At 64.0% G+C, this 20,605-nt stretch carries 19 protein-coding genes; 15 read left to right on the forward strand and 4 right to left on the reverse strand.

What is annotated here, in order from left to right; translation table 11 throughout:
• The first annotated feature begins 3 nt into the window (after positions 1-3).
• The 5 genes from V6093_RS03275 to V6093_RS03295 all read left to right on the forward strand — a co-directional run bounded on the left by V6093_RS03275 (position 4) and on the right by V6093_RS03295 (position 4,354).
• Entirely contained in the window at positions 4-852 is an 849-nt protein-coding gene (locus tag V6093_RS03275) for a TauD/TfdA family dioxygenase (RefSeq protein WP_179053029.1), read from the forward strand.
• A 54-nt stretch (positions 853-906) separates the two neighbouring features.
• On the forward strand, positions 907-1,959 hold the full coding sequence (locus V6093_RS03280) for a 3-keto-5-aminohexanoate cleavage protein (RefSeq protein ID WP_047604893.1): 1,053 nt from the start codon (positions 907-909) through the stop codon (positions 1,957-1,959).
• Positions 1,960-2,086: 127 nt separating this feature from the next.
• On the forward strand, positions 2,087-3,367 hold the full coding sequence (locus tag V6093_RS03285; protein WP_047604892.1) for an MFS transporter: 1,281 nt from the start codon (positions 2,087-2,089) through the stop codon (positions 3,365-3,367).
• A 4-nt stretch (positions 3,368-3,371) separates the two neighbouring features.
• Complete coding sequence (locus V6093_RS03290; RefSeq protein WP_047604891.1) at positions 3,372-4,025, forward strand: DsbA family protein; 654 nt, start codon at positions 3,372-3,374, stop codon at positions 4,023-4,025.
• Positions 4,022-4,354: a Rieske 2Fe-2S domain-containing protein gene (locus V6093_RS03295; RefSeq protein ID WP_012052447.1), complete on the forward strand. Its 333-nt coding sequence runs from the start codon at positions 4,022-4,024 to the stop codon at positions 4,352-4,354. The genes V6093_RS03290 and V6093_RS03295 overlap by 4 nt, the downstream gene beginning before the upstream one ends.
• On the opposite strand, the gene V6093_RS03300 is transcribed toward V6093_RS03295, so the two are convergent.
• Positions 4,317-5,348 (reverse strand): AraC family transcriptional regulator, encoded by a 1,032-nt coding sequence (locus V6093_RS03300; RefSeq protein ID WP_014860237.1) that lies wholly within the window; start codon positions 5,346-5,348, stop codon positions 4,317-4,319. The genes V6093_RS03295 and V6093_RS03300 overlap by 38 nt on opposite strands.
• Before the next feature lie 247 nt (positions 5,349-5,595).
• Between V6093_RS03300 and V6093_RS03305 the strand changes: the two genes are divergently transcribed.
• The 9 genes from V6093_RS03305 (at position 5,596) to V6093_RS03345 (ending at position 18,100) form a co-directional block, all read left to right on the forward strand.
• Positions 5,596-6,171 carry an alpha/beta hydrolase gene (locus tag V6093_RS03305; RefSeq protein ID WP_014860235.1) on the forward strand — a complete coding sequence of 192 codons (576 nt, stop codon included), beginning with the start codon at positions 5,596-5,598 and terminating at the stop codon, positions 6,169-6,171.
• Positions 6,172-6,248: 77 nt separating this feature from the next.
• Positions 6,249-8,204 (forward strand): DUF1302 domain-containing protein, encoded by a 1,956-nt coding sequence (locus tag V6093_RS03310; RefSeq protein ID WP_406669699.1) that lies wholly within the window; start codon positions 6,249-6,251, stop codon positions 8,202-8,204.
• Between the two features lie 38 nt (positions 8,205-8,242).
• Complete coding sequence (locus V6093_RS03315; RefSeq protein WP_406669700.1) at positions 8,243-9,601, forward strand: DUF1329 domain-containing protein; 1,359 nt, start codon at positions 8,243-8,245, stop codon at positions 9,599-9,601.
• A 21-nt stretch (positions 9,602-9,622) separates the two neighbouring features.
• Positions 9,623-10,618 carry a YCF48-related protein gene (locus tag V6093_RS03320; RefSeq protein WP_012052442.1) on the forward strand — a complete coding sequence of 332 codons (996 nt, stop codon included), beginning with the start codon at positions 9,623-9,625 and terminating at the stop codon, positions 10,616-10,618.
• A 15-nt stretch (positions 10,619-10,633) separates the two neighbouring features.
• Entirely contained in the window at positions 10,634-13,099 is a 2,466-nt protein-coding gene (locus V6093_RS03325) for an RND family transporter (protein ID WP_406669701.1), read from the forward strand.
• Complete coding sequence (locus V6093_RS03330) at positions 13,092-14,870, forward strand: acyl-CoA dehydrogenase C-terminal domain-containing protein (protein WP_406669702.1); 1,779 nt, start codon at positions 13,092-13,094, stop codon at positions 14,868-14,870. Before V6093_RS03325 ends, V6093_RS03330 begins: the two co-directional genes overlap by 8 nt.
• 11 nt (positions 14,871-14,881) lie before the next feature.
• Entirely contained in the window at positions 14,882-16,522 is a 1,641-nt protein-coding gene (locus V6093_RS03335) for a fatty acid--CoA ligase (protein ID WP_406669703.1), read from the forward strand.
• A 206-nt stretch (positions 16,523-16,728) separates the two neighbouring features.
• Positions 16,729-17,529 carry a lipopolysaccharide biosynthesis protein gene (locus tag V6093_RS03340; protein WP_179053032.1) on the forward strand — a complete coding sequence of 267 codons (801 nt, stop codon included), beginning with the start codon at positions 16,729-16,731 and terminating at the stop codon, positions 17,527-17,529.
• Between the two features lie 70 nt (positions 17,530-17,599).
• Positions 17,600-18,100, forward strand: coding sequence for a methylated-DNA--[protein]-cysteine S-methyltransferase (locus V6093_RS03345; RefSeq protein WP_004576657.1), 501 nt, complete (start codon positions 17,600-17,602; stop codon positions 18,098-18,100).
• Between the two features lie 4 nt (positions 18,101-18,104).
• On the opposite strand, the gene V6093_RS03350 is transcribed toward V6093_RS03345, so the two are convergent.
• Both V6093_RS03350 and V6093_RS03355 read right to left on the reverse strand, forming a co-directional pair.
• Complete coding sequence (locus V6093_RS03350) at positions 18,105-18,347, reverse strand: hypothetical protein (RefSeq protein WP_010953917.1); 243 nt, start codon at positions 18,345-18,347, stop codon at positions 18,105-18,107.
• On the reverse strand, positions 18,344-19,087 hold the full coding sequence (locus tag V6093_RS03355; protein ID WP_108078576.1) for a carbon-nitrogen hydrolase family protein: 744 nt from the start codon (positions 19,085-19,087) through the stop codon (positions 18,344-18,346). The genes V6093_RS03350 and V6093_RS03355 overlap by 4 nt, the downstream gene beginning before the upstream one ends.
• Positions 19,088-19,301: 214 nt before the next feature.
• Between V6093_RS03355 and V6093_RS03360 the strand changes: the two genes are divergently transcribed.
• Entirely contained in the window at positions 19,302-20,027 is a 726-nt protein-coding gene (locus tag V6093_RS03360; RefSeq protein WP_029380652.1) for a serine/threonine protein phosphatase, read from the forward strand.
• On the opposite strand, the gene V6093_RS03365 is transcribed toward V6093_RS03360, so the two are convergent.
• Positions 19,975-20,589, reverse strand: coding sequence for a LysE family translocator (locus tag V6093_RS03365; RefSeq protein WP_108078575.1), 615 nt, complete (start codon positions 20,587-20,589; stop codon positions 19,975-19,977). The genes V6093_RS03360 and V6093_RS03365 overlap by 53 nt on opposite strands.
• Between the last annotated feature and the right edge of the window lie 16 nt (positions 20,590-20,605).

The following is a 20,605-nucleotide window of genomic DNA, read 5'->3' on the forward strand; positions in this document are numbered from 1 at the left end:
AGCATGCACATTGAACAACTGACCTGCGCGATCGGTGCCGAGGTGAGTGGCGTCAACCTGGCCGATGCGATTCACGATGACGAACTGTTCGCCCAGTTGCGCCAGCAGTTGCTCCAGCACCGTGTGCTGTTCCTGCGCGACCAGCACTTCAGCCGTGCCGAGCACGTGGCCTTCGCCCGCCGCTTCGGCGAGCTGGAGGACCACCCGGTGGCCGGGAGCGACCCGGAGCACCCGGGGCTGGTGCAGATCTACAAGCGCCCGGACCAGCCCAACGACCGCTATGAAAATGCCTGGCACACCGATGCCACCTGGCGTGAGGCTCCGCCCATGGGGTGTGTGCTGCGCTGTGTGGAATGCCCGCCGGTTGGCGGCGATACCCTGTGGGCGAACATGGTGATGGCCTATGAGAACCTGCCAAACGATGTAAAGGCCAGAATCGAAGACCTGCGCGCCCGCCACAGCATCGAGGCCAGCTTCGGCGCCGCAATGCCGCTGGACAAACGGCTGGCACTCAAGGCGCAGTTCCCCGACGCCGAGCACCCGGTCGTACGCACCCACCCGGAAACGGGCGAGCAGGTGCTGTTCGTCAACGCCTTCACCACCCACTTCAGCAACTACCACACCCCGCAGCGGGTGCGCTTCGGCCAGGATGCAAACCCGGGCGCCGGCGACCTGCTGCGTTACCTGATCAGCCAGGCCTACCTGCCCGAATACCAGGTGCGCTGGCGCTGGAAGCCCAACAGCGTGGCGATTTGGGACAACCGCAGCACCCAGCATTACGCCGTCATGGACTACCCGCCATGCCATCGCAAGATGGAGCGTGCCGGGATCAAGGGCAGCCGCACGTTCTAAGCCTGCCGCCGTCCCTGGCGGTAACCGCACAATAACAATAGCGAGGACTACAGCATGCAATTCTTCGACGATTCGTTGCACCCGGAAAACATGGAAAAGGTGGTCATCACCGTCGCCCCTTATGGCCCGGAGTGGATGCCCGAAGACTTCCCTGAAGACATTCCGCTGACCATGGACGAGCAGGTGCAGAAGGCCGTCGACTGCTACGAGGCAGGTGCCACCGTGCTGCACTTGCATGTGCGTGAGCTGGACGGCAAAGGCTCCAAGCGCCTGTCCAAGTTCAACGAGCTGATCGCCGGGGTACGTGAAGCTGTGCCGGAGATGATCATTCAAGTTGGCGGTTCGATTTCCTTCGCCCCGGAAGGTGAAGGCGAGGCGGCCAAATGGCTGTCGGATGACACCCGGCACATGCTTGCCGAGCTGACGCCGCGCCCCGATCAGGTGACCGTGGCCATCAACACCACGCAGATGAACATCATGGAGTTGCTGTACCCCGAGTACCTTGAAGGCACCTCGCTGGCCAGCCCCGCAATCCATGCCGCCTACAGCGAAATGACCGTGCCGGCCGGCCCGGCCTGGGTCCGCGAGCACTTGCGCCGCCTGCAGGCCAGCCATATCCAGCCGCATTTCCAGCTGACCGGCATGCATGCCCTGGAAACCCTCGAACGCATCGTGCGCCGAGGTGACTACATGGGGCCGCTGAATTTGACCTGGATCGGCATTGGCGGCGGTTTCGACGGCCCCAACCCGTTCAACTTCTTCAACTTCATCCACCGCGCGCCGGACGGCTGCACCCTGACTGCCGAATCGTTGCTCAAGAACGTGCTGCCGTTCAACACCATGGCACTGGCCATGGGCCTGCACCCGCGCTGCGGCAATGAAGACACCCTCATCGACCAGCACGGCAAACGCTTTACCTCGGTGCAGCAGATCCAGCAGACCGTGCGCGTGGCCCATGAGCTGGGGCGCGAGATTGCCAGCGGCAAGGAGGCCCGCGCCATTTACCGCATCGGGCAGCAGTACGACAGCATCGAGCAGACGCTGAAAGCCAATGGCATGGCGCCGAACCGCCAGGCGGGTGAGAAGGGCGTGCCGCAGCGCATTTGATGCGGTTATGGCAGGCCCGGTCTCTTCGCGGGCATACCTGCGAAGAGGCCACAAAAAGCAACGTGAGTTCTGGCGGTTACCCATAACAACAAAAACAACACCCACGTTTCACACCCAAGGAGGCAACATGGCCACCTATCTCGTCAGCGCCGAAGACTCCGGCACCGACACTGCCAACAGCATCCCCCGGCGCTATGCCTGGGTCGTCTTCGCCTTGACCTTCGGCCTGTTGATCTCCGACTACATGTCGCGCCAGGTGCTCAATGCGGTGTTTCCGCTGCTCAAGGGTGAATGGGCATTGACCGACAGCCAGTTGGGCTTGCTCAGCGGCATCGTCGCGCTGATGGTCGGCCTGCTGACCTTCCCGTTGTCGCTGCTGGCCGACCGTTTCGGCAGGGTACGCAGCCTGGTGCTGATGGCCGTGCTGTGGAGCCTGGCCACGCTCGGCTGTGCCCTGGCGGAAAACTACCCGCAAATGTTCATTGCGCGCTTTCTGGTCGGGGTCGGCGAGGCTGCCTATGGCAGTGTCGGCATTGCCGTGGTGGTCGCGGTATTCCCCCGCGACATGCGCTCGACGCTGGCCGGGGCGTTCATGGCGGGCGGCATGTTCGGCTCGGTGCTGGGCATGGCCTTGGGCGGGGTGTTGGCCCAGCACCTGGGCTGGCGCTGGGCATTCGCCGGCATGGCATTGTTCGGCCTGGTGCTGGCGATGCTCTACCCGGTCATCGTCAAAGAGGGGCGCATTGCGCCCAAGTGCGCGCAGCAGGCGCTGGACAAGGCCAGCCACCCGCTGCGCACCCTGTACAGCAGCCGTTCGGTCATCGCCGCCTATGTCGGCAGTGGCCTGCAGTTGTTTGTCGGCGGCACCCTGATCGTGTGGATGCCCAGCTACCTGAACCGCTATTACGCCATGGGCACCGACCGCGCGGGGGCGATCGCCGCCGTCATCGTGCTGTGCAGTGGTATCGGCATGATTCTCTGCGCCATGCTCTGCGATCGCCTTGGGCGGCAGCGCCCCGACCGCAAGATCAGCCTGGCCATCGGCTATTGCCTGGGCAGTTGCGCGCTGCTGAGCATAGCCTTTGCGTTGCCTGCCGGTACCGCGCAACTGGTGCTGATCTGCCTGGGCATGATGATAGCCGCCGGCACCAATGGCCCGTCCAGTGCCATGGTCGCCAACCTGACCCACGCTGCTGTGCATGGCACGGCATTCGCCACCCTGACCTTGGCCAACAACCTGCTGGGCCTGGCCACCGGGCCGCTGATCACCGGTCGGGTGTCTGACCTGATCGGGCTTCAGGCGGCGCTGCAGTTGGTGCCACTCACAAGCATTGCAGCGGCGGCTGTGTTCTTGGTTGCCAAGCGTCACTACCACCGCGACATGGATCGTCTGCGCTGCAGGAGTTGAAACTGTGAAACAGCAATTGTCCGTCGAGGTGTTCTTCGATTTCGTCTGCCCCTGGTGCCTGATTGGCCAGCGGCACTTGCAAGCTGCGCTGTTGCTGTTGCAGCGTGAGCAGCCACACGTGCAAGTGCAGGTTCACAGGCAGGGCGTGCAGTTGCTGCCGGGGCTGCCAGCCAATGGGGTACCCTTCAAGCAGTTCTACCTTCAACGCCTGGGCAGCGAGCAGGCAGTGCGCGAGCGCCAGGCTCAGGTGCGCGCCGCTGCCCGTGTGGTGGGCGAGGACATCGACTTCTCGCGCATCTGCCGCATGCCAAACACCGGCAACGCCCACCGGTTGATGCAGCGCGCCGGCAGTCTGCTTGGCGCGTCGCAACAGCAAGCGTTGCTGGAGCGGCTGTTCATTGCCTATTTCCACCAAGGCCGCGACCTCGGCGATGGCCGCACATTGCTCGGCATTGCCGAGAGTTGCGGGCTCAAGGCCGCGCAGGTAATCGATTGTTTGCGTGATGATGGCAGCCCGTTTCTCGACGGTGCAGGGCGTGCAGGCAGTGCCGTGCCACGTTATCGCTTCAACCTGGGCCCTCTGATTGCCGGGGTGCGGCCAGCCGAGGCGCTGTTTGCGGCGATGACCGACGCCTTGTCAGAGGGGGTGCAGGCATGAGCCTGCGTATCGCCCTGAACCCCAGCCAACTGCCGGAGCGCAATGGCCGAGTGCTGCTGGCTTGCGAGGGCCGCAGCGTAGCGTTGTTCAATGTCGCCGGTGCACTCTATGCCATCGACGATAGCTGCCCGCACCAAGGGGCGTCGCTGTGTGGTGGGCGCCTGGAAGGGCGGGTGATTCAGTGCTGTGCCCACGGCCTGCGCTTCGACCTGGCCAGCGGCTACCTGGTCAATTCCAAGGCGTTGAAAGTTACCTGCTACCCGGTGCAGCAGGAGGGTGATGCGGTATTCATCACCCTCGATAGTGACGGGTTTGGGGAGCAGGGCTGACACTGCTTGCCCGCCAGCTGGCCGGCGGCATGCCGTACTGGGCGATGAACCAGCGGGTGAACGAACTGGGCATCGAGTAGCCGAGCATATCGGCAATGCGACCCAGCGAATAGCTGGGGTTCTCCAGGTAGCGCATCACCAGGTCACGTCGCACGCTGTTGATCAGGTCCTTGAAGGTCAAGCCGCTGTCTTCCAGCCGCCGCTGCAGGGTGCGTACGTTCATGCCCTGGGTTTGCGCCACTTGCTCGAGGGTGGCCCGCCCCATGGGCAGCAGCAGGTAGATGGTCTTGCGCAACTCCAGCTCCAGCGATGGTTCGCTGCCTGCTGGCAGCGTGTCCAGGTAGCGCCGCGCCAGGCGGGCCATGGCTTCGTTGGCTTGCGGGCTGGCACTGTCGAGGTCGGCGGCAGGGCAGACGATGCCGTTGAACTCGCTGCCAAACACCAGCGTGCAGCCGAAAATGCGCCGGTGAATGGCGGGGTCGGCGGGGGCCGCATGGGTGAAATTGGCGCTGATCGGGTGCCAGTGCGTGCCTAGCAGCGCCGCGCACAAGCGCATCATCACGCCGATAGCCAGCTCGGTGGCCTGGCGGCTACAGGGCGCGCGCTCGCTGATCACCTCTTCGCGAATGACCACGGTCTTGCCAGCTTCTTCGATATGAATGGCCAGCGCGTCATTGAGCAGATGGCGGTACTGCACGATCACCTGCAGCGCATCGCGCAGGTTGCGTTGGTGGCTGAGCAGCAGGCTGATTTCGCCGAAGTCCGACAACTGGCGCAGTTCGGCCATGCGCAAGCCGAAGCTCTCGCATTGGCTGGCGCTGGCGGAAGCTTCCAGCAGGTTGATCACGCTGGCCACCGGGATACGCCGGTTGGGGTCGTCAAGCAACGCCGCGCTGAGGCCCACCTGTGCCAGCAGTTTGTGGGGGTTCAGACCCAGGTGGCGAGACACCTCCAGGTAGTTGGTCAAGCTGGCGGCGCGGACGAGGGCAGGCATTTTTTATTGTTATCCCTATTGTTCAGGCAACCTGGCGCTTTCAGGCAGCAGCACAAGGCTGTTGCGACAAAAAGCACTTGGCTTGCAGGTGCACGGGTTTTATAGCCTGCGTGTCATCAATTGAAAAGCAAAGCCCTGTTCGGGCCATTGTCATCAAATGAAAAGTACCTGACGCCCAATGTGAAGCACCCGGGGGGAGGGCTGTTTACTGTGAACCTCAACAGCTACACCGCACACGAGGTTCACCGTGGAAAAACTGCAAACCACTGCCACCGTGTTGATCGTCCCTGGCCTGCGCGACCACGTTGCCGATCATTGGCAGACGCTGCTTGCCAGCCGCCTGGCGAAGGTGCGCAGCGTACCGCCGCTGAAGCTTGACGGCCTTTGCTGCAACGCCCGGGTAGAGGCGATCCAGCGCGAACTGGAGCAGATCGACGGCCAGGTGCTGCTGGTGGCGCACAGTGCCGGCGTACTGATGGTCGCCCACTGGGCCGCACGTTACCGGTGGCCGATCAAGGGGGCTTTGCTGGCTGCACCGCCAGACCTCAACGCCCAATGGCCGGCGCACTACCCAAGCCCAGCCAGCCTGGCCGCCCAGGGCTGGTCGCCGTTGCCAACCACGGCGCTGCCGTTCCCGAGCATTGTCGCGGCCAGCAGCAATGACCACCTGGCCAGCTACGCCGCCGTTAGCGAACTTGCCCACCGTTGGGGCAGTGAACTGGTCAACCTGGGGGCCGTCGGCCATCTCAACCCGGCTTCCGGTTTCGGCCCTTGGCCTTTGGCCGAGGCCCTGATCCGCCGTCTGGACGCCGAAACCCTGTAGTAACGCATGGACGCCCCAGCCACGCCCGCAACAGACGGGCGGCGTAAAAAACAATAACAATACGTGGAGCCATCGTAATGCCAGAACACCGCATTCACCCTGCCGTGAAGCCACAGCGCTGCCTGCTCGCCTGCGCCGTCGCCCTGCTCACGCTGCCCGCCGCCCAGGCCGTTGAAGTCCAGACCGGCAATGAAGACTGGGCCGTGCGCTTGGACAATACCGTCAAATACAATTATGGCGTGCGCACGGAAAGCGCCGACAAGCGCATGCTGGGCACGCCCAACAGCAACGACGGTGACTACAACTTCCGCAAGGCCGGCACCAACATCACCAACCGGGTCGACCTGCTGACCGAGCTGGATGTGGTGTATCAGGGCAACACCGGTTTTCGCGTCAGCACTGCCAGCTGGTACGACAAGGCCTACGACAACACCGGTTCCAACAGCAACCCGTTCGTCAATGGCAACGGTGATCAGTCGGGCATCAGCCCCAGCCTCAATGGCCTGCCGGGTACTGGCATACCCCTGGGCAGCCCGCACCTGAGCAACTACGCCCAGCGATACTACAGCGGCCCATCAGGCGAAGTGCTGGATGCGTTCGTATTCATGAGCCGTGACGTGGGCGAAGCGTCGCAGGTCAGCGCCAAGCTGGGCCAGCACAACCTGTTCTGGGGGGAAACCCTGCTCAACCCCGTGCATTCGCTGAGCTATGGCCAGTCCGGCCTGGACCTGGCCAAGCTGGCGGCATCGCCAGGCACCGAGGCCAAGGAGCTGTTCGTCCCTCGCAACCAACTGTCGACCTCGTTCCTGGTCAACTCCGAACTCACCCTGGGGGCCCAGTACTTCTTCGACTGGGATGCTGCCCGCTTGCCCGAAGCGGGTACCTACTATGGCGGCGCCGATGTGGTAGGCGAGGGCGCGCAGAGCTTCCTGCTCGGCCACACCGGCACCCCGGGCTTGATCCCGGTGCGCGGAGCGCTGACCACCCTCCGTCGCGGTCATGACCTGACGCCCGGCAAGAGCGGCGACTGGGGCATCATGGCCAGGTGGTCGCCGCAATGGCTGGGCGGCACCCTCGGTTTCTACTACCGCAAGACTTCCGAGATTCTGCCTCAGGCCTGGCTCGATGCGCGCGGCATGACCGTGGCCAGTGGCCCTTTCGGCAACCCGCCGGGCAGCCGCCAAGGGGCGGTCGGTAACCTGTACAACTCGCTGCAAAGCACCACTTACCAGTTCGCCTACGCCGATAACATCGACATCTATGGCCTGAGCCTGTCCAAGGATGTGGCCGGCATCAGCGTCGGCAGCGACCTCAACATCCGCCACAACATGCCGCTGGCGAGTATCCCGGCAATCGTCAGTGCCCCCGGCCAAGGTGGCCTGGGTGGGGGCTTCGGTTTACTGCCGGCGCGCCTGCCCAGCAGCGGGGTGGTCTACGACGTGCCCAAGGATGGTGACAGCCTGAGCGCCACTGGCGACACCCTGCATTTCACCGTCAACGGCCTGATGACGATGGGTGACACGCCGCTGTTCGACTCGGCAACCCTGCTGGGTGAGCTGTTCTACAGCAACCTGCTCAAGCTCGATAGCCACAACGAGGCTTTGTACAAAGGCAAGGGCAGCTACCGCGGCATCGACAAGGCGACCCGCGACAACTGGGGTATCGCCGTCAACTTCACCCCCACCTGGTACCAGGTGTTGCCGGGCATGGACTTGAGCATGCCGTTGTCGGTCAACGTCGGCCTGGACGGTGTATCGCCGGTGCAAGGCGGCGGCGCCGAAAACACCGGCAATTACGCGGTGGGCTTGAGCGCTGCGATCTACAACCAGTACTTCGTCGACCTCAAGTACGTCGACAGCTTCGGTGAGACCAAGGCCTGCAAGGACGGCCAGACCGACGGCAGCACCCCCAATGCCCTGGACGGCGAACAGGATTACACCTGCTACGGCGGCGGCTACGCCTCCTTCTCCGGCGGTGGCGCCACCACCGAAGACCGTGGCGCGCTGTACCTGACCGTCAAGACGACCTTCTGAGCCCTGTTTCCTACCGCCTACACAGGAAGACAACCATCATGACCTTCGTACGTACCCTGCTGGCCTCGTGCCTGTCGCTGGCCGCGCTCAACGCCGCCCAGGCTGCCGTTTCCCCTGACCAGGCTGCACACCTGGGCACCAACCTGACCACCCTCGGCGCCGAAAAGGCCGGCAATGCCGACGGCTCTATCCCGGCCTACCAAGGCGGCCTGCTTACCCCGCCGGCCAGCTATCAGAGCGGCGCCAGCATGCGCCCCGACCCGTTTGCCAGCGAGAAGCCGTTGCTGGTTATCGATGGCAGGAATGCCGATCAGTACAAGGGGCAACTGACCGCCACTACCCTCGAACTGCTCAAGCGCTACCCCACCTACCACGTTGACGTGTACCCGACGCACCGCAGCGTTGCGCTGCCGCAGGCGGTGCTGGACAACACCCGCAAGAACGCCACCGGCGCCAGAAGCCAGGAGGGCGGCACTGCCGTGGACAATGTGCTGCCGGGCATTCCGTTCCCCATTCCGCAGAACGGCGCCGAGGCCATGTGGAACTTCCTGCTGCGCTACCAGGGGGTGAGCATGACCGCCAAGTACGACTCGTGGAACGTCGATGCTGCCGGCAAACCGTCATTGTCGACCACAGGCCAGGCGCACATCAGTTACCCGATCTATGAGGACATGGCCAAGCCGATCGGCGCCAAGGACACCTATTACCAGATGAAACTGGTGTACACCGGGCCCGCACGCCGTGCCGGTGAAGCAATGATGCTGCGCGACGCTGCCAACCCGCAGGTGCAGCCGCGCAGCGCCTGGCAGTACCTGCCGGGCCAGCGCCGGGTCAAGCTGGCGCCTAACCTGGCCTACGACACGCCCAACCCGGGCACCTCCGGCTCTGGCACTTACGATGACGTGTTTGTCTTCAACGGCGCGCTGGACCGCTACGACTGGACCCTGGTCGGCAAGCAGGAGATGTACGTGCCTTACAACACCTACCAGCTGACCTACAACACCGATGTCAAGCAGTTGATCACCCCCAACCACCTGGCGCCGCAGTTTGTACGCTGGGAAAAACACCGCGTGTGGGTGGTGGAAGGCAAGCTCAAGGACGCCGCGCGTCACATCTACCACAAGCGCCGCTTCTACCTTGATGAGGACAGCTGGATCGCGCTGGCCTCGGACCAGTACGACGCCCGTGGCCAGCTGTACAGGGGTTCGTTCGCCTTCCTCACCCAGAGCTATGACAAGCAGACCCCGGACGCCACGCCGTTCATGATCTACGACCTCATCGGCGGCACCTACAACCTCAATGGCGTGGTCGGTGCCTACGGCGGCATCCGTTACATCGACCCGTTGTCGAAAACCCAATGGTCGCCCGATTCGCTGGCCGGCAACGGCATTCGCTGAACGCACGGAGCAGAGGTTCCAATGTCTGTCTTCAAACGATGCAGCGTGGTGATGCTGGCCCTGGTTGCGCTGCAGGGTGCAGCCTTGGCTGCGCCATTCACCGATGTGCTGGATGTGCCCGCCATGCCCAGCGCCCTTGCCAGCAGCAGCGCCCTGCGTGATGTGACCTTGGCCGGGCAGCGCCTGGTCGCGGTCGGCCCGCGCGGGCACATTCTGTATTCCGATGACCACGGCGGGCACTGGCAGCAAGCCCAGGTGCCGGTCAGCGCCGACCTGAATGCGGTGAGCTTCGCCACGCCCGAACTGGGCTGGGCGGTGGGCCACGACGGCGTGGTCCTGCACAGCCGTGACGGTGGCATGCACTGGCAAAAACAGCTGGACGGCCGGGTACTGGCCGAACAGCTGCCAGGCGCGGACACCGACAATGCCTTGCTCGACGTGTGGTTCGGCGATGCCCGCACGGGCTACGCGGTGGGGGTGTTCAACCTGCTGCTTCGCACCACGGATGGCGGCAAGCACTGGCAGCCGTGGCTCGACCACAGCGACAACCCGCAAGGCCTGCACCTGACCAGCCTGGCCGCGGTGGGCGACGAGTTGTTCATCACGGGCGAGCAGGGCCTGTTGCTGAAGTGGGACGGCAAGCGCTTCGCTCGCGTTGGCACACCCTACGCCGGCACCCTGTTCGGTGCTGTCGGCAAGCCCGGCGTGCTGCTGATATACGGCCTGCGCGGCCACGCCTACCGCAGTACCGATGGCGGCCAGCAGTGGCAACTGATCGACACCGGGATCAACGCCAGCCTCACCGCCGCCGGTATCGACCGTGACGGGCAATTCTGGCTTGCCAGCCAGGCCGGTGACCTGCTGCTCAGCCGCGATGACGGCGCCAGCTTCAGCCCGGTACCCCACAGCCCCCGCAGCCCAGTCACCGCACTCGTCAGCGATGCCGGTAACGGCCTGGTGCTGGTGGGCGAGCGGGGCACGCGCAACCTGGCCGGTAACCCCACGCTGCACCCCTGACAAGAGAAGACCCTGATGGCCGCTACCCGCCAAGATACGCTTCCGGTAATCCGCAACCTCGCCGATTTCGACCCACGCTCGGGCAATTGCCTGGAACGCCTGGTGTTCAACCATCGCTGGCCATTTCTGCTGTGCATGCTGCTGGCAACGTTGGTGCTGGGCTTCATGGCGGCGACGCGCCTGGAGCTGCGCCCCAGCTTTGACAAAATGCTGCCGCAGAGCCACCCCTACATACAGAACTACCTGGAAAACCGCGCTTCGCTGCGCGGATTGGGCAATGCGGTACGGGTGGTGGTAGAGAACACCCACGGCGACATCTTCGACCCGGGTTACCTGCAGACCCTGCGCCATATCAACGACGAACTGTTCCTCAGCCAAGGCGTGGACCGGGCATGGGTGAAGTCCTTGTGGAGCCCGGCGGTGCGATGGACCGAGGTTACCGAGGAGGGTTTCCAGGGCGGGCCGGTCATGCCTGACGGGTATCAAGGCGCAGCCGGTGATATCGAACAGCTAAGGCAGAACATCGAGCGTGCCAACATCGTCGGCAGCCTGGTAGCGCGCGACTTCAAGTCGAGCATGCTGGTGGTGCCGCTGCTGGACCAGGACTCAGCCACCGGCAAAGGCCTGGACTACCATGCCTTTTCGCAAAAGCTCGAACAATTGCGCAGTCAGTACCAGGCCAGCGGCCAGTACCGCATTCATGTGATCGGCTTCGCCAAGCTGATGGGCGACCTGATCGACGGCCTGATCCAGGTGATGGCGTTCTTTGCGCTGGCTGTGCTGACCAGCCTGGTGATCATCTACTGCTATACCCGCTGTGTACGCAGCACCTTGCTGGTGGTGGTGTGCTCGCTGACTGCGGTGGTATGGCAGCTGGGTATCGTTGCCTGGCTGGGCTATGCCATCGACCCGTATTCGATCCTGGTGCCGTTCCTGATCTTTGCCATCGGCGTGTCGCACGCGGCGCAGAAGATGAACGGCATCCTTCAGGACATAGGCCGCGGTACGCACCGGCAGATTGCCGGCCGCTATACCTTCCGCCGCCTGTTCGTGGCCGGGGTCACCGCACTGCTGGCCGATGCCGTGGGCTTTGCGGTGCTGATACTGATCGATATTCCGGTGATCCAGGACCTGGCAATCACCGCCAGCATTGGTGTGGCGGTGCTGATTTTTACCTCGTTGCTGTTGATGCCGGTGGCACTGTCCTATGTCGGTGTGGGCCGCAAGGCGGCCGAGCGAGCGCTACGTATCGATGCCCGCGCGGATCAGCACCGTGGCTTCGGCCGGCTGTGGGCCCTGCTTGACCGATTCACCGAACGCAAGTGGGCCAGCGCTGCATTGCTGGCTGCCCTGGTGCTGGCCGCCCTTGGCACCTGGGGTAGCCTCCAGCTGAAAATCGGTGACCTCGACAGTGGCGCCCCCGAGCTGCGTGCGGACTCGCGCTACAACCTCGACAACGCTTACATCACCCAGCATTACGCACTGTCCAGCGATACCTTCGCGGTCATGGTCAAGACGGCCCCCGAAGGCTGCCTGCAATACCAGACACTGATCCTCGCCGACCGCCTGGCCTGGGAGCTGCAGCAACTGCCGGGTGTGCAGACCACCGTGTCGCTGGCAAACGCGGTGCGCCAGATCACTGCGGGTACCTACGAAGGCAACGCGCGCCTGAACAGCCTGCAGCGCAACCAGGACGTGCTCAACTACGCCGCCCAGCAAGCCTCGGTCAACGCCCCGGAGCTGTTCAACAACGACTGTTCGCTGATGCCGGTGATCGCCTACCTCAAGGACCACCGCGCCGACACGCTGGCCCAGGTGGCTGTAGCGGCTGAGCGCTTCGCCCAGGCCAACAGCAATGCTGACCACCAATTCCTGCTGGCCGCCGGCAGCGCCGGCATCGAGGCTGCCACCAACGAGGTGGTGCGCGAGGCCAACCACCGCATGCTGTTGCTGGTGTACCTGGCGGTGACCCTGTTTTGCCTGGTCACCTTCCGCAGCTGGCGAGCGACGCTGGTGGCAATCCTGCCGCTGATGCTTACCTCGGTGCTGTGCGAGGCGTTGATGGTGGCCATGGGCATCGGCGTCAAAGTCGCCACCTTGCCGGTGATCGCCCTGGGGGTGGGCATTGGCGTGGACTACGCGCTGTACCTGCTCAGCGTGCAGTTGCACTATCAGCGCGCCGGCCTGAGCCTGGCCCACGCCTACCAGAAAGCCCTGGCCTTCACCGGTCGGGTGGTGGGGCTGGTCGGTATCACCTTGGCCGCTGGCGTAGCCGGCTGGGCCTGGTCGCCAATCAAGTTCCAGGCCGACATGGGCCTGCTGCTGACCTTCATGTTCCTGTGGAACATGCTCGGCGCGCTGGTGCTGATACCCGCGCTGTCGCACTTCCTCCTGCGCGGCCAGGGCGCCCCGGCAGCTGCCGATGCCCAGGCGCCGGCGCTTTCGCAAACCCAAGCAACCGAGTGCTCGCCTCATGTCTGATTACCTTGCGCCACTGCGCGACATGGATTTTCTGTTCAACGAAGTGTTCGACATCCCCACCTGGTGGGCGCAAACGCCCGAACTGGCCGAGGTGGTCGATGGTGACACTGCCCGGGCCATCCTCGAGCAGGCCGGCAAGCTGATTGCCGAGCGAGTGGCGCCGCTCAACCGCAGTGGCGACGAGCAGGGCTGCCGCTGGGAGGCTGGCCAGGTACGCACGCCTGACGGCTTCGCCGATGCCTACCGGGCATTTGCCGCTGACGGCTGGGTCGGTGTGGCGGGCGACCCGGCCTACGGCGGCATGGGCATGCCGAAGGTGATCGGCGCTCAACTCGAAGAGATGCTCAATGCCGCCAACCTGTCGTTTGGCCTGTACCCGATGCTGACTGCCGGGGCCTGCCTGGCACTGCTCAACCATGCCAGTGAGGCTTTGCAGGCGCTGTACTTGCCACCCATGTACCAAGGGCGTTGGGCCGGTTCGATGTGCCTGACCGAGCCCCACGCCGGCACCGATTTGGGCCTGATCCGCACCCGGGCACACCCCCTCGCCGACGGCGGCTACCGCATCAGCGGCACCAAGGTCTTCATTACTGGCGGCGAGCAGGACCTGACCGAGAACATCATCCACCTGGTGCTGGCGCGGTTACCGGATGCCCCGGCCGGCCCCAAAGGCATCTCGCTGTTCCTGGTGCCCAAGGTGCTGGTCGACGCCGACGGCGTGCTTGGCGAGGCCAATGCAGTGAGCTGCGGCTCGATCGAGCACAAGATGGGCATCAAGGCCTCGGCCACCTGCGTGATGAACTTCGACGGCGCCATCGGCTACCTGGTCGGCGAGCCGAACAAGGGCCTCAATGCCATGTTCACCATGATGAACTACGAGCGCCTGGGCGTGGGTATCCAGGGGCTGGCGCTGGGCGAGCGGTCTTATCAGGGGGCCATCGCTTATGCCCGTGATCGTCTTCAAGGCCGCGCGCCGTCGGGTGTCGAAGCGCCGTCGCAGTCTGCCGACCCGATCATCGTCCACCCGGACGTACGCCGCATGCTGCTGACCATGAAAGCGCTGAACGAAGGCGGGCGGGCATTTTCCACCTACGTGGCGTTGCAGTTGGACCTGGCCAAATACAGCGACGACCCGGCTACACGCGCCAAAGCCGAGGCCAAGGTGGCGTTGCTTACGCCGGTAGCCAAAGCCTTCCTCACCGACATGGGACTGGAGACTACCCTGCACGGCCAGCAGGTGCTGGGTGGCCACGGCTATATCCGCGAGTGGGGCCAGGAGCAGTTGATTCGTGACTGCCGCATTACCCAGATCTACGAAGGCACCAATGGCATCCAGGCGCTCGACCTGGTAGGGCGCAAGCTATTTGGTGATGGCGGCAAGGCCTACCGTGGCCTGTCTGACGAAATCGTCAGCTTTGCCCAGGCGCTGCCAGTGGCGCACGCCGAGTTCAGTGCGCCACTGCTGGCGGCCGTGCACAACCTTGACGAACTGAGTGCGTGGCTGCTCGACCGCAGCCAAGGCAACCCACGCGAGCTTGGCGCGGCGGCGGTGGAGTACTTGCACGTGTTTGGCTACACCTTCTACGCCTACCTGTGGGCGCGCATGGCTGTGGTGTGCCAGGGCCAAGCGGCACCTGAGCCGTTCCACCTGAGCAAGCTCGGTACCGCGCGCTTCTACTTTGCACGCCTGCTACCACGCATCCACTCGCTCAGCGCCAGTGTCAGGGCCGGCAGCGATAGCCTGTACCTGCTCGAGGCCGTGCAACTGTGATGGCCGCCAACATGCTCACCACTCGCGTCATGCCCCGGGCCGAGCAGGCCTATGCCTATCCGCTGCTGATCAAGCGCCTGCTGCTGTCGGGTGTGCGCTACCAGCCCAACCAGGAAATCGTCTACGCCGACAAGCTGCGCTACACCTACACAACGTTGCTGGCACGCATCCAACGGCTGGCCAACGTGCTGACCACGGCCGGGGTCAAGCCTGGCGACACGGTGGCATTGCTCGACTGGGACAGCCACCGGGCACTGGAGTGTTTCTTTGCCGTACCGATGCTGGGCGCGGTCTTGCATACGGTAAACTTGCGGCTGTCCAGCGAGCAGGTGCGCTACACCATGAACCACGCCGAGGATCGGTGGGTACTGGTGCATGACGACTTCCTGCCATTGATACAGCAGCTGCGTGGCGACCTGCCGACCGTCGAGGGCATCATCCGCCTCAGCGACGGCGCTGCCGCCGCGCAGACTGTGCCTTTGCTGGGCGAATACGAAGCCATGCTGGCGGCTGCAGCGCCACAGTTCGAATTTGCCGACTTCGACGAAAACTCGCTGGCCACACTGTTCTACACCAGCGGTACCACCGGCAACCCCAAGGGGGTGTACTTCAGCCACCGGCAACTGGTGCTGCATACCCTGGTCGAGCAGGGCACCTTGGCCGCGTGTGGGGAGGTACCGTTGCTGCGCACCGGCGATGTGTACATGCCGATCACGCCCATGTTCCACGTGCATGCCTGGGGCGTGCCCTATGTGGCCACGGCGCTGGGCATCAAGCAGGTCTACCCCGGGCGCTACGAGCCCAACCGCCTGGTGCGCCTGTTCCATGACGAGGGGGTGACGTTCTCCCATTGCGTACCGACGGTGCTGCAGATGATGCTCGACAGCGAGCAAGGGCGCTGCACCGACCTGACCGGCTGGAAGATGCTGCTGGGCGGCAGCGCCCTGACGCTGAGCCTGGCCCAGCGTGCCAGCGCACGCGGCATCAGTGTGCATTGTGGCTACGGCATGTCGGAAAGCTGCCCGCTGCTCAGCATCACCCACCTGAGCACCGACTTGCTGGCACAGCCCATGGCACAGCAACTGCCGCTGCGCATCGATGCCGGTGTGCCGATTGCCTTGGTGGACCTGCGCATCGTCGATAGCGAGGGCAGGGAAGTACCGCACGATGGTGCGAGCCTGGGCGAAATCGTGGTGCGCGCGCCTTGGCTGACCCAGGGTTACCTGCACGAACCGGAGCAAGGCGCGGCGCTGTGGCTGGGGGGCTGGATGCACACCGGTGACCTGGCCTGTATCGACCCGCTGGGCGTGGTGCGCATCCGCGATCGCATCAAGGATGTGATCAAGACCGGTGGCGAGTGGGTCAGTTCAGTGGCGCTGGAAAACCTGATCAGCCAGCACCCGTCCGTCGCCTCGGTCGCGGTAATCGGTATTCCTGATCCACAGTGGGGGGAACAACCTTTGGCTCTGGTGGTCTGTCATGACGGTGTGCAGTTGGACCAGTCGGCATTGGCCAGGCACCTGCAGCCGTATGTTGACAGCGGGCACCTGGCCAAATGGGCCGTACCGCGGCAGGTGCGGTGTGTGGACGAGATCCCCAAGACCAGTGTCGGCAAGATCGACAAGAAACGCATTCGCCAGACTGCATTATAGAAGTGGCTTGCGATGCTTGGGGGCGCCTTGCGCCCCATCCTGTTGCTGGCGTGGTCTTTGCCAGCGCGCTCAGCAGCTCCAAAACCCCGCCAAACAAGGGAATGGCGGTTGACGTAAGTTCACCCAGGTAAAGTTAGGTAAAAGCGGCCACGGCATATACACGGATCAGTATTGTGGTTTGTACTGTCCAGTTAAAGATGCCATTGATGAACACACTTCCGTCGCAGCCAAGCGCTGAACGCGGGGCGTTCTCCGGTTTCGAGGCGTGTCGCAATTCCCAGCAGGGCCCCGTGGTAATCCTTGCCTCCGGCGCTTCTGCCAAACATTTTCCGCTGGGCGAGTTTGCGCACTTGCCCATCATCGCCATGAATGGCTCGGTCGCCATGACCGCCGAACACGGCATCAAACCCTTCTTCTACGTGTGCACCGACAAAAGCTTTTGCCAGCAACAGCCGGCCTTGTTCGCCACTGCCGTGCGCGACAGCGAACGCCTGGCCTTGTGGCCAGAGCAGTATGCGCGTACCGATGTGCCAGCTCACACCCAGTGTTATGCCTTGCACAAAGCCGACATGCCGAGCCTGCTGGACGGTTTGCGCGGCCAGGGTGACAGTTGCGTGTGCAACCGGGCACTGTGGAGCAAACGCAGCCGCTCGATCGCCTTCAGTAAAGACATGGGCCATGGCTTTTTCGATGCCCGCACGGTGGCTTATGTGGCCTTGCAGTTGGCCTATCACCTGGGCTTCGAGGAAGTGTTGCTGGTGGGGGTTGACCTCGACCAGAGCGTCGGGCGCTTTTACGAGGACGGCCAAGGCCTGTCTTCGCCGTGCGGGCTCGATCAGCATTGGGACAGCCGCATCCTGCCGTCGTTGAAGCTGATGGCCAGGGAAGTGGTCAGCGAGCATTTCCACGTCTACAACCTGTCGGCAACATCACGCATTCCCGCTGAGCTGATACCCAAGGTCACGCTCAGCCAGGCGCGGCACATTGCCGGCTGCGCAATGAACTGAGCAAGAAAGCGGGTGCATCAAGGACTGTGGATGCGTACAGTGGGCCGATCGCAACTTGCAGGAGCCTGCTATGTCCAGCGCATTCACGATCATGCCATCGCCCGTCGGCATGCTGACCCTTGTGGCCCGTGGCAATTGCCTGGCAGCCGTATTGTGGGAAGAGGAGCGGGAAAACCGCGTACGCCTGGGCGCACTGCACCGGGACGACCAGTGCCCGGTACTGCGGGAAACCGCGCGCCAGCTGGGCGAGTACTTTGACGGCAAGCGCCAGCGTTTCGAGCTGGCACTGGACTTTGCCGGTACTGAGTTCCAGCGCCAGGTGTGGGCCGCGTTGCTGGCGATACCGTTCGGCGAAACCCGCAGCTACAGCGACATTGCCCGGCAGCTCGGCAACCCCAGGGCGGTACGCGCGGTTGGCGCTGCCAATGGCCGCAACCCGATTTCGATCATTGCTCCCTGTCACCGGGTAATCGGCGCGTCGGGCAGCCTGACCGGCTTTGCCGGTGGCCTGGCGGCCAAGCAGTATCTGCTGGCGCTGGAAGGGCGGCAAAGCCTGGCACTGGACCTGTAAGGCGTCAACCGAACCCGCTGGCGATCAGGCAGGCCAGCACAGCCAGCACCGAACCGGCGATCAGGGTGTATTGCCGCCGGGCCTGACGTGCGCGGGGCCCGACCTCACGCAGGTACTCGCCGGGCGTAGGCGCATCGGGCCGATGGCGCAAACCCTCGGCCACATCGGCAAGTTGACCCTGAATCAGCAAGCCGACCAGGCAGTAGGTGCAGGCGTAACTCAGCAACGCTAGAAACAGATAGATCATGCAAGGTACGGGGCCAAGGGCAGGGTGATCGCGCTGGCACTGCGGGTGTCGAGTACGATCAGCCCTTCACTGTGGTCATCCAGGCTGGCCAGCAAGTGCCCCTGGCTGTCCCATGCTGCAGAACCGCCAGCACCGATGAAGGTGTCGGCCGGCCCCACACAGTTGGCCATCAACACCGGTATGCCCAGCTCACGTGCCACCTCTGGGTAGTGCGCGTATCCCTCGCGGATACCCTTGGCGGTTTTCGCAACGCTGACCAGGTACAGGTCAGCACCGCGCTCGCGGGCCACGGCGGCATGCGCCAGGAACATCGATTCGTAGCAGATCGCCGGTGCCACCCGGTGTTCACCCACCTCCAGCAGCAATGCCTGATCACCTGGGGTGAAGTAAGGCAGCTCATCATCATGCAAGCGCTGCTTGGCATAGGCCTGGCGCGGCGCCTCAGGGCAGAAGATGGGCATGCCGATGCGTATGCCGTCGGGCGTCGGCAATGGCAGGCCCACGGCAACCGTAATGCCCAGCCGGTCGCAGGCTGCCTGCAGCGGGTCCAGGCGCGCGGAGGTGACGGGCAGGGCGGCCTGGCGCGCCACACTCGGCTCATAGCCGGTCAGCGACAGCTCGGGGAACACCACCAGCTCGGCACCCAGGGCCGCAGCCTGCTCGATGCAAACCAGATGGCGCTGGAGGTTGCCTGGCAAATCGCCCTTGAGCGACGCCAGTTGTACGGCGCACAGTTTCATCAGAACCATTCCCTGGTGAAGATTGACGTGCCGAGCATACTATCGGCACCAACGCCTGTTCCAGTGAAGGGTTTTTCAGGAAGCCTGGGATGCGCAGCAAAACGCCCCCCGACCTGCGCAGCCACGGTACCTTGTGCCATGCTGTCCAGTGACAGCGCCATGCGCACGGCCCGCGCCAAGGTGGGCAGGGTGCTACCAGCGGAGGAACACTGTAATGGCACGGTTTCGGCGGATGATCGCCAATATCCGGGGACGGGATCTGGCCGTGGGCGATATCCATGGCCACTTCCAGCGCCTGCAACAATGCCTGGATGCGGTAGGGTTCGATCCGGCGGTGGACCGCCTGTTCAGCGTGGGTGACCTGGTCGACCGTGGGCCGCACAGCGAGGCAGCGCTGGACTGGCTGGCCCAGCCTTGGTTCCATGCCGTCCAGGGCAATCATGAGGCCTTGGCAATCACCCGCGTGCGCGGTGGGCGGCTCGACCTGGGCATGTACCGCGCCGCCGGGGGGGGCTGGTTCCTCGACTTGCCGCGGCGCGAGCAACTGCGTTTCGTGGAGCGGTTCGAGCAGTTGCCGATTGCCATGGAAGTGGAGAGTGCGGACGGGCTGGTAGGCCTGCTGCATGCCGACAGCCCGTTTGCCGACTGGGCGGTATTACGCTCCTGGCTGGAGCTGGATGACGACCCTGAGGTGCGCCAAGTGTGCCAGTGGTCGCGTCGGCGCCTTAAAGAGGGAGACACCCAACCGGTGCAGGGCCTGCGGGCCCTGCTGGTCGGCCACACCCCGGTGCTGGAGGCCAAGCTGCTAGGCAATGTGTGGCACCTGGACACGGGGGGCTGGGCCAGCGGCCATTTCACCTTGGTCGACATGCGCACCTTGCAACGGGTCAGCCCAGAGCCAGATGCAGCAACAACGCCCCCGCCAACATCACCAGCATGACCCCCGAGGCCCGCTCCAGCCACGCCAGGCTGCGGGCGAATCGTCGCAGTACCCGCTGGTTGCCGATGGCCACGGCAACCAGCAAGTCCCAGAGCAGGACGATGCTGAACATCCATAGGGCGTAGGCCGTTTTCCAGCCGGGGCTGACGCTGGCGACCATGCTGGCCAGGCTGGCATAGAACAGCGCGTTCTTGGGGTTGAGGATGCCAGACAAGAAGCCCATGCCCAAACTGCGCCACCAGCCATGCACCCGCTGGCTGCCGGCGACTGAGCCCAGGCTGGTTTGCCCGGCATGGCGCAGGAACAGCACGCCGATGTACAGCAGGTAGCTGGCGCCGGCCAGTTGCAGGGTGGTGAACAGCAGGCTGCCCTGCTGCAGTACCGAAAGCCCGGTGAAGGCGATGACAATGAACGCGCCATTGGCCAGCGCTATGCCCAGGCAGGCGCCGCTGGCGATGCGCCAGCCGCTGTTGATCGCGTTGCGAGCGACCAGGAAAAAGTCCGGGCCAGGTGAGAGCAGGGCAAGAAAGTGGGCCAGGGCGATGATCATGAATTGTTGCATTGGGGGCGGCTCTGCG

Source organism: Pseudomonas putida group bacterium ESBL64 (genome assembly GCF_045277175.1).
In the GTDB taxonomy this organism is placed as follows: domain Bacteria; phylum Pseudomonadota; class Gammaproteobacteria; order Pseudomonadales; family Pseudomonadaceae; genus Aquipseudomonas; species Aquipseudomonas alloputida.

Excerpts from the sequence above, each read along its gene's own strand:
- V6093_RS03300 (WP_014860237.1), bottom strand. The coding sequence starts at position 5,348 with ATGCCTGCCCTCGTCCGCGCCGCCAGCTTGACCAACTACCTGGAGGTG.
- V6093_RS03285 (WP_047604892.1), top strand. The coding sequence starts at position 2,087 with ATGGCCACCTATCTCGTCAGCGCCGAAGACTCCGGCACCGACACTGCC.
- V6093_RS03335 (WP_406669703.1), top strand. The coding sequence starts at position 14,882 with ATGCTCACCACTCGCGTCATGCCCCGGGCCGAGCAGGCCTATGCCTAT.
- V6093_RS03340 (WP_179053032.1), top strand. The coding sequence starts at position 16,729 with ATGAACACACTTCCGTCGCAGCCAAGCGCTGAACGCGGGGCGTTCTCC.
- V6093_RS03275 (WP_179053029.1), top strand. The coding sequence starts at position 4 with ATGCACATTGAACAACTGACCTGCGCGATCGGTGCCGAGGTGAGTGGC.
- V6093_RS03325 (WP_406669701.1), top strand. The coding sequence starts at position 10,634 with ATGGCCGCTACCCGCCAAGATACGCTTCCGGTAATCCGCAACCTCGCC.
- V6093_RS03310 (WP_406669699.1), top strand. The coding sequence starts at position 6,249 with ATGCCAGAACACCGCATTCACCCTGCCGTGAAGCCACAGCGCTGCCTG.
- V6093_RS03330 (WP_406669702.1), top strand. The coding sequence starts at position 13,092 with ATGTCTGATTACCTTGCGCCACTGCGCGACATGGATTTTCTGTTCAAC.
- V6093_RS03295 (WP_012052447.1), top strand. The coding sequence starts at position 4,022 with ATGAGCCTGCGTATCGCCCTGAACCCCAGCCAACTGCCGGAGCGCAAT.
- V6093_RS03345 (WP_004576657.1), top strand. The coding sequence starts at position 17,600 with ATGTCCAGCGCATTCACGATCATGCCATCGCCCGTCGGCATGCTGACC.
- V6093_RS03280 (WP_047604893.1), top strand. The coding sequence starts at position 907 with ATGCAATTCTTCGACGATTCGTTGCACCCGGAAAACATGGAAAAGGTG.
- V6093_RS03365 (WP_108078575.1), bottom strand. The coding sequence starts at position 20,589 with ATGCAACAATTCATGATCATCGCCCTGGCCCACTTTCTTGCCCTGCTC.
- V6093_RS03350 (WP_010953917.1), bottom strand. The coding sequence starts at position 18,347 with ATGATCTATCTGTTTCTAGCGTTGCTGAGTTACGCCTGCACCTACTGC.
- V6093_RS03355 (WP_108078576.1), bottom strand. The coding sequence starts at position 19,087 with ATGAAACTGTGCGCCGTACAACTGGCGTCGCTCAAGGGCGATTTGCCA.
- V6093_RS03315 (WP_406669700.1), top strand. The coding sequence starts at position 8,243 with ATGACCTTCGTACGTACCCTGCTGGCCTCGTGCCTGTCGCTGGCCGCG.
- V6093_RS03360 (WP_029380652.1), top strand. The coding sequence starts at position 19,302 with ATGGCACGGTTTCGGCGGATGATCGCCAATATCCGGGGACGGGATCTG.
- V6093_RS03320 (WP_012052442.1), top strand. The coding sequence starts at position 9,623 with ATGTCTGTCTTCAAACGATGCAGCGTGGTGATGCTGGCCCTGGTTGCG.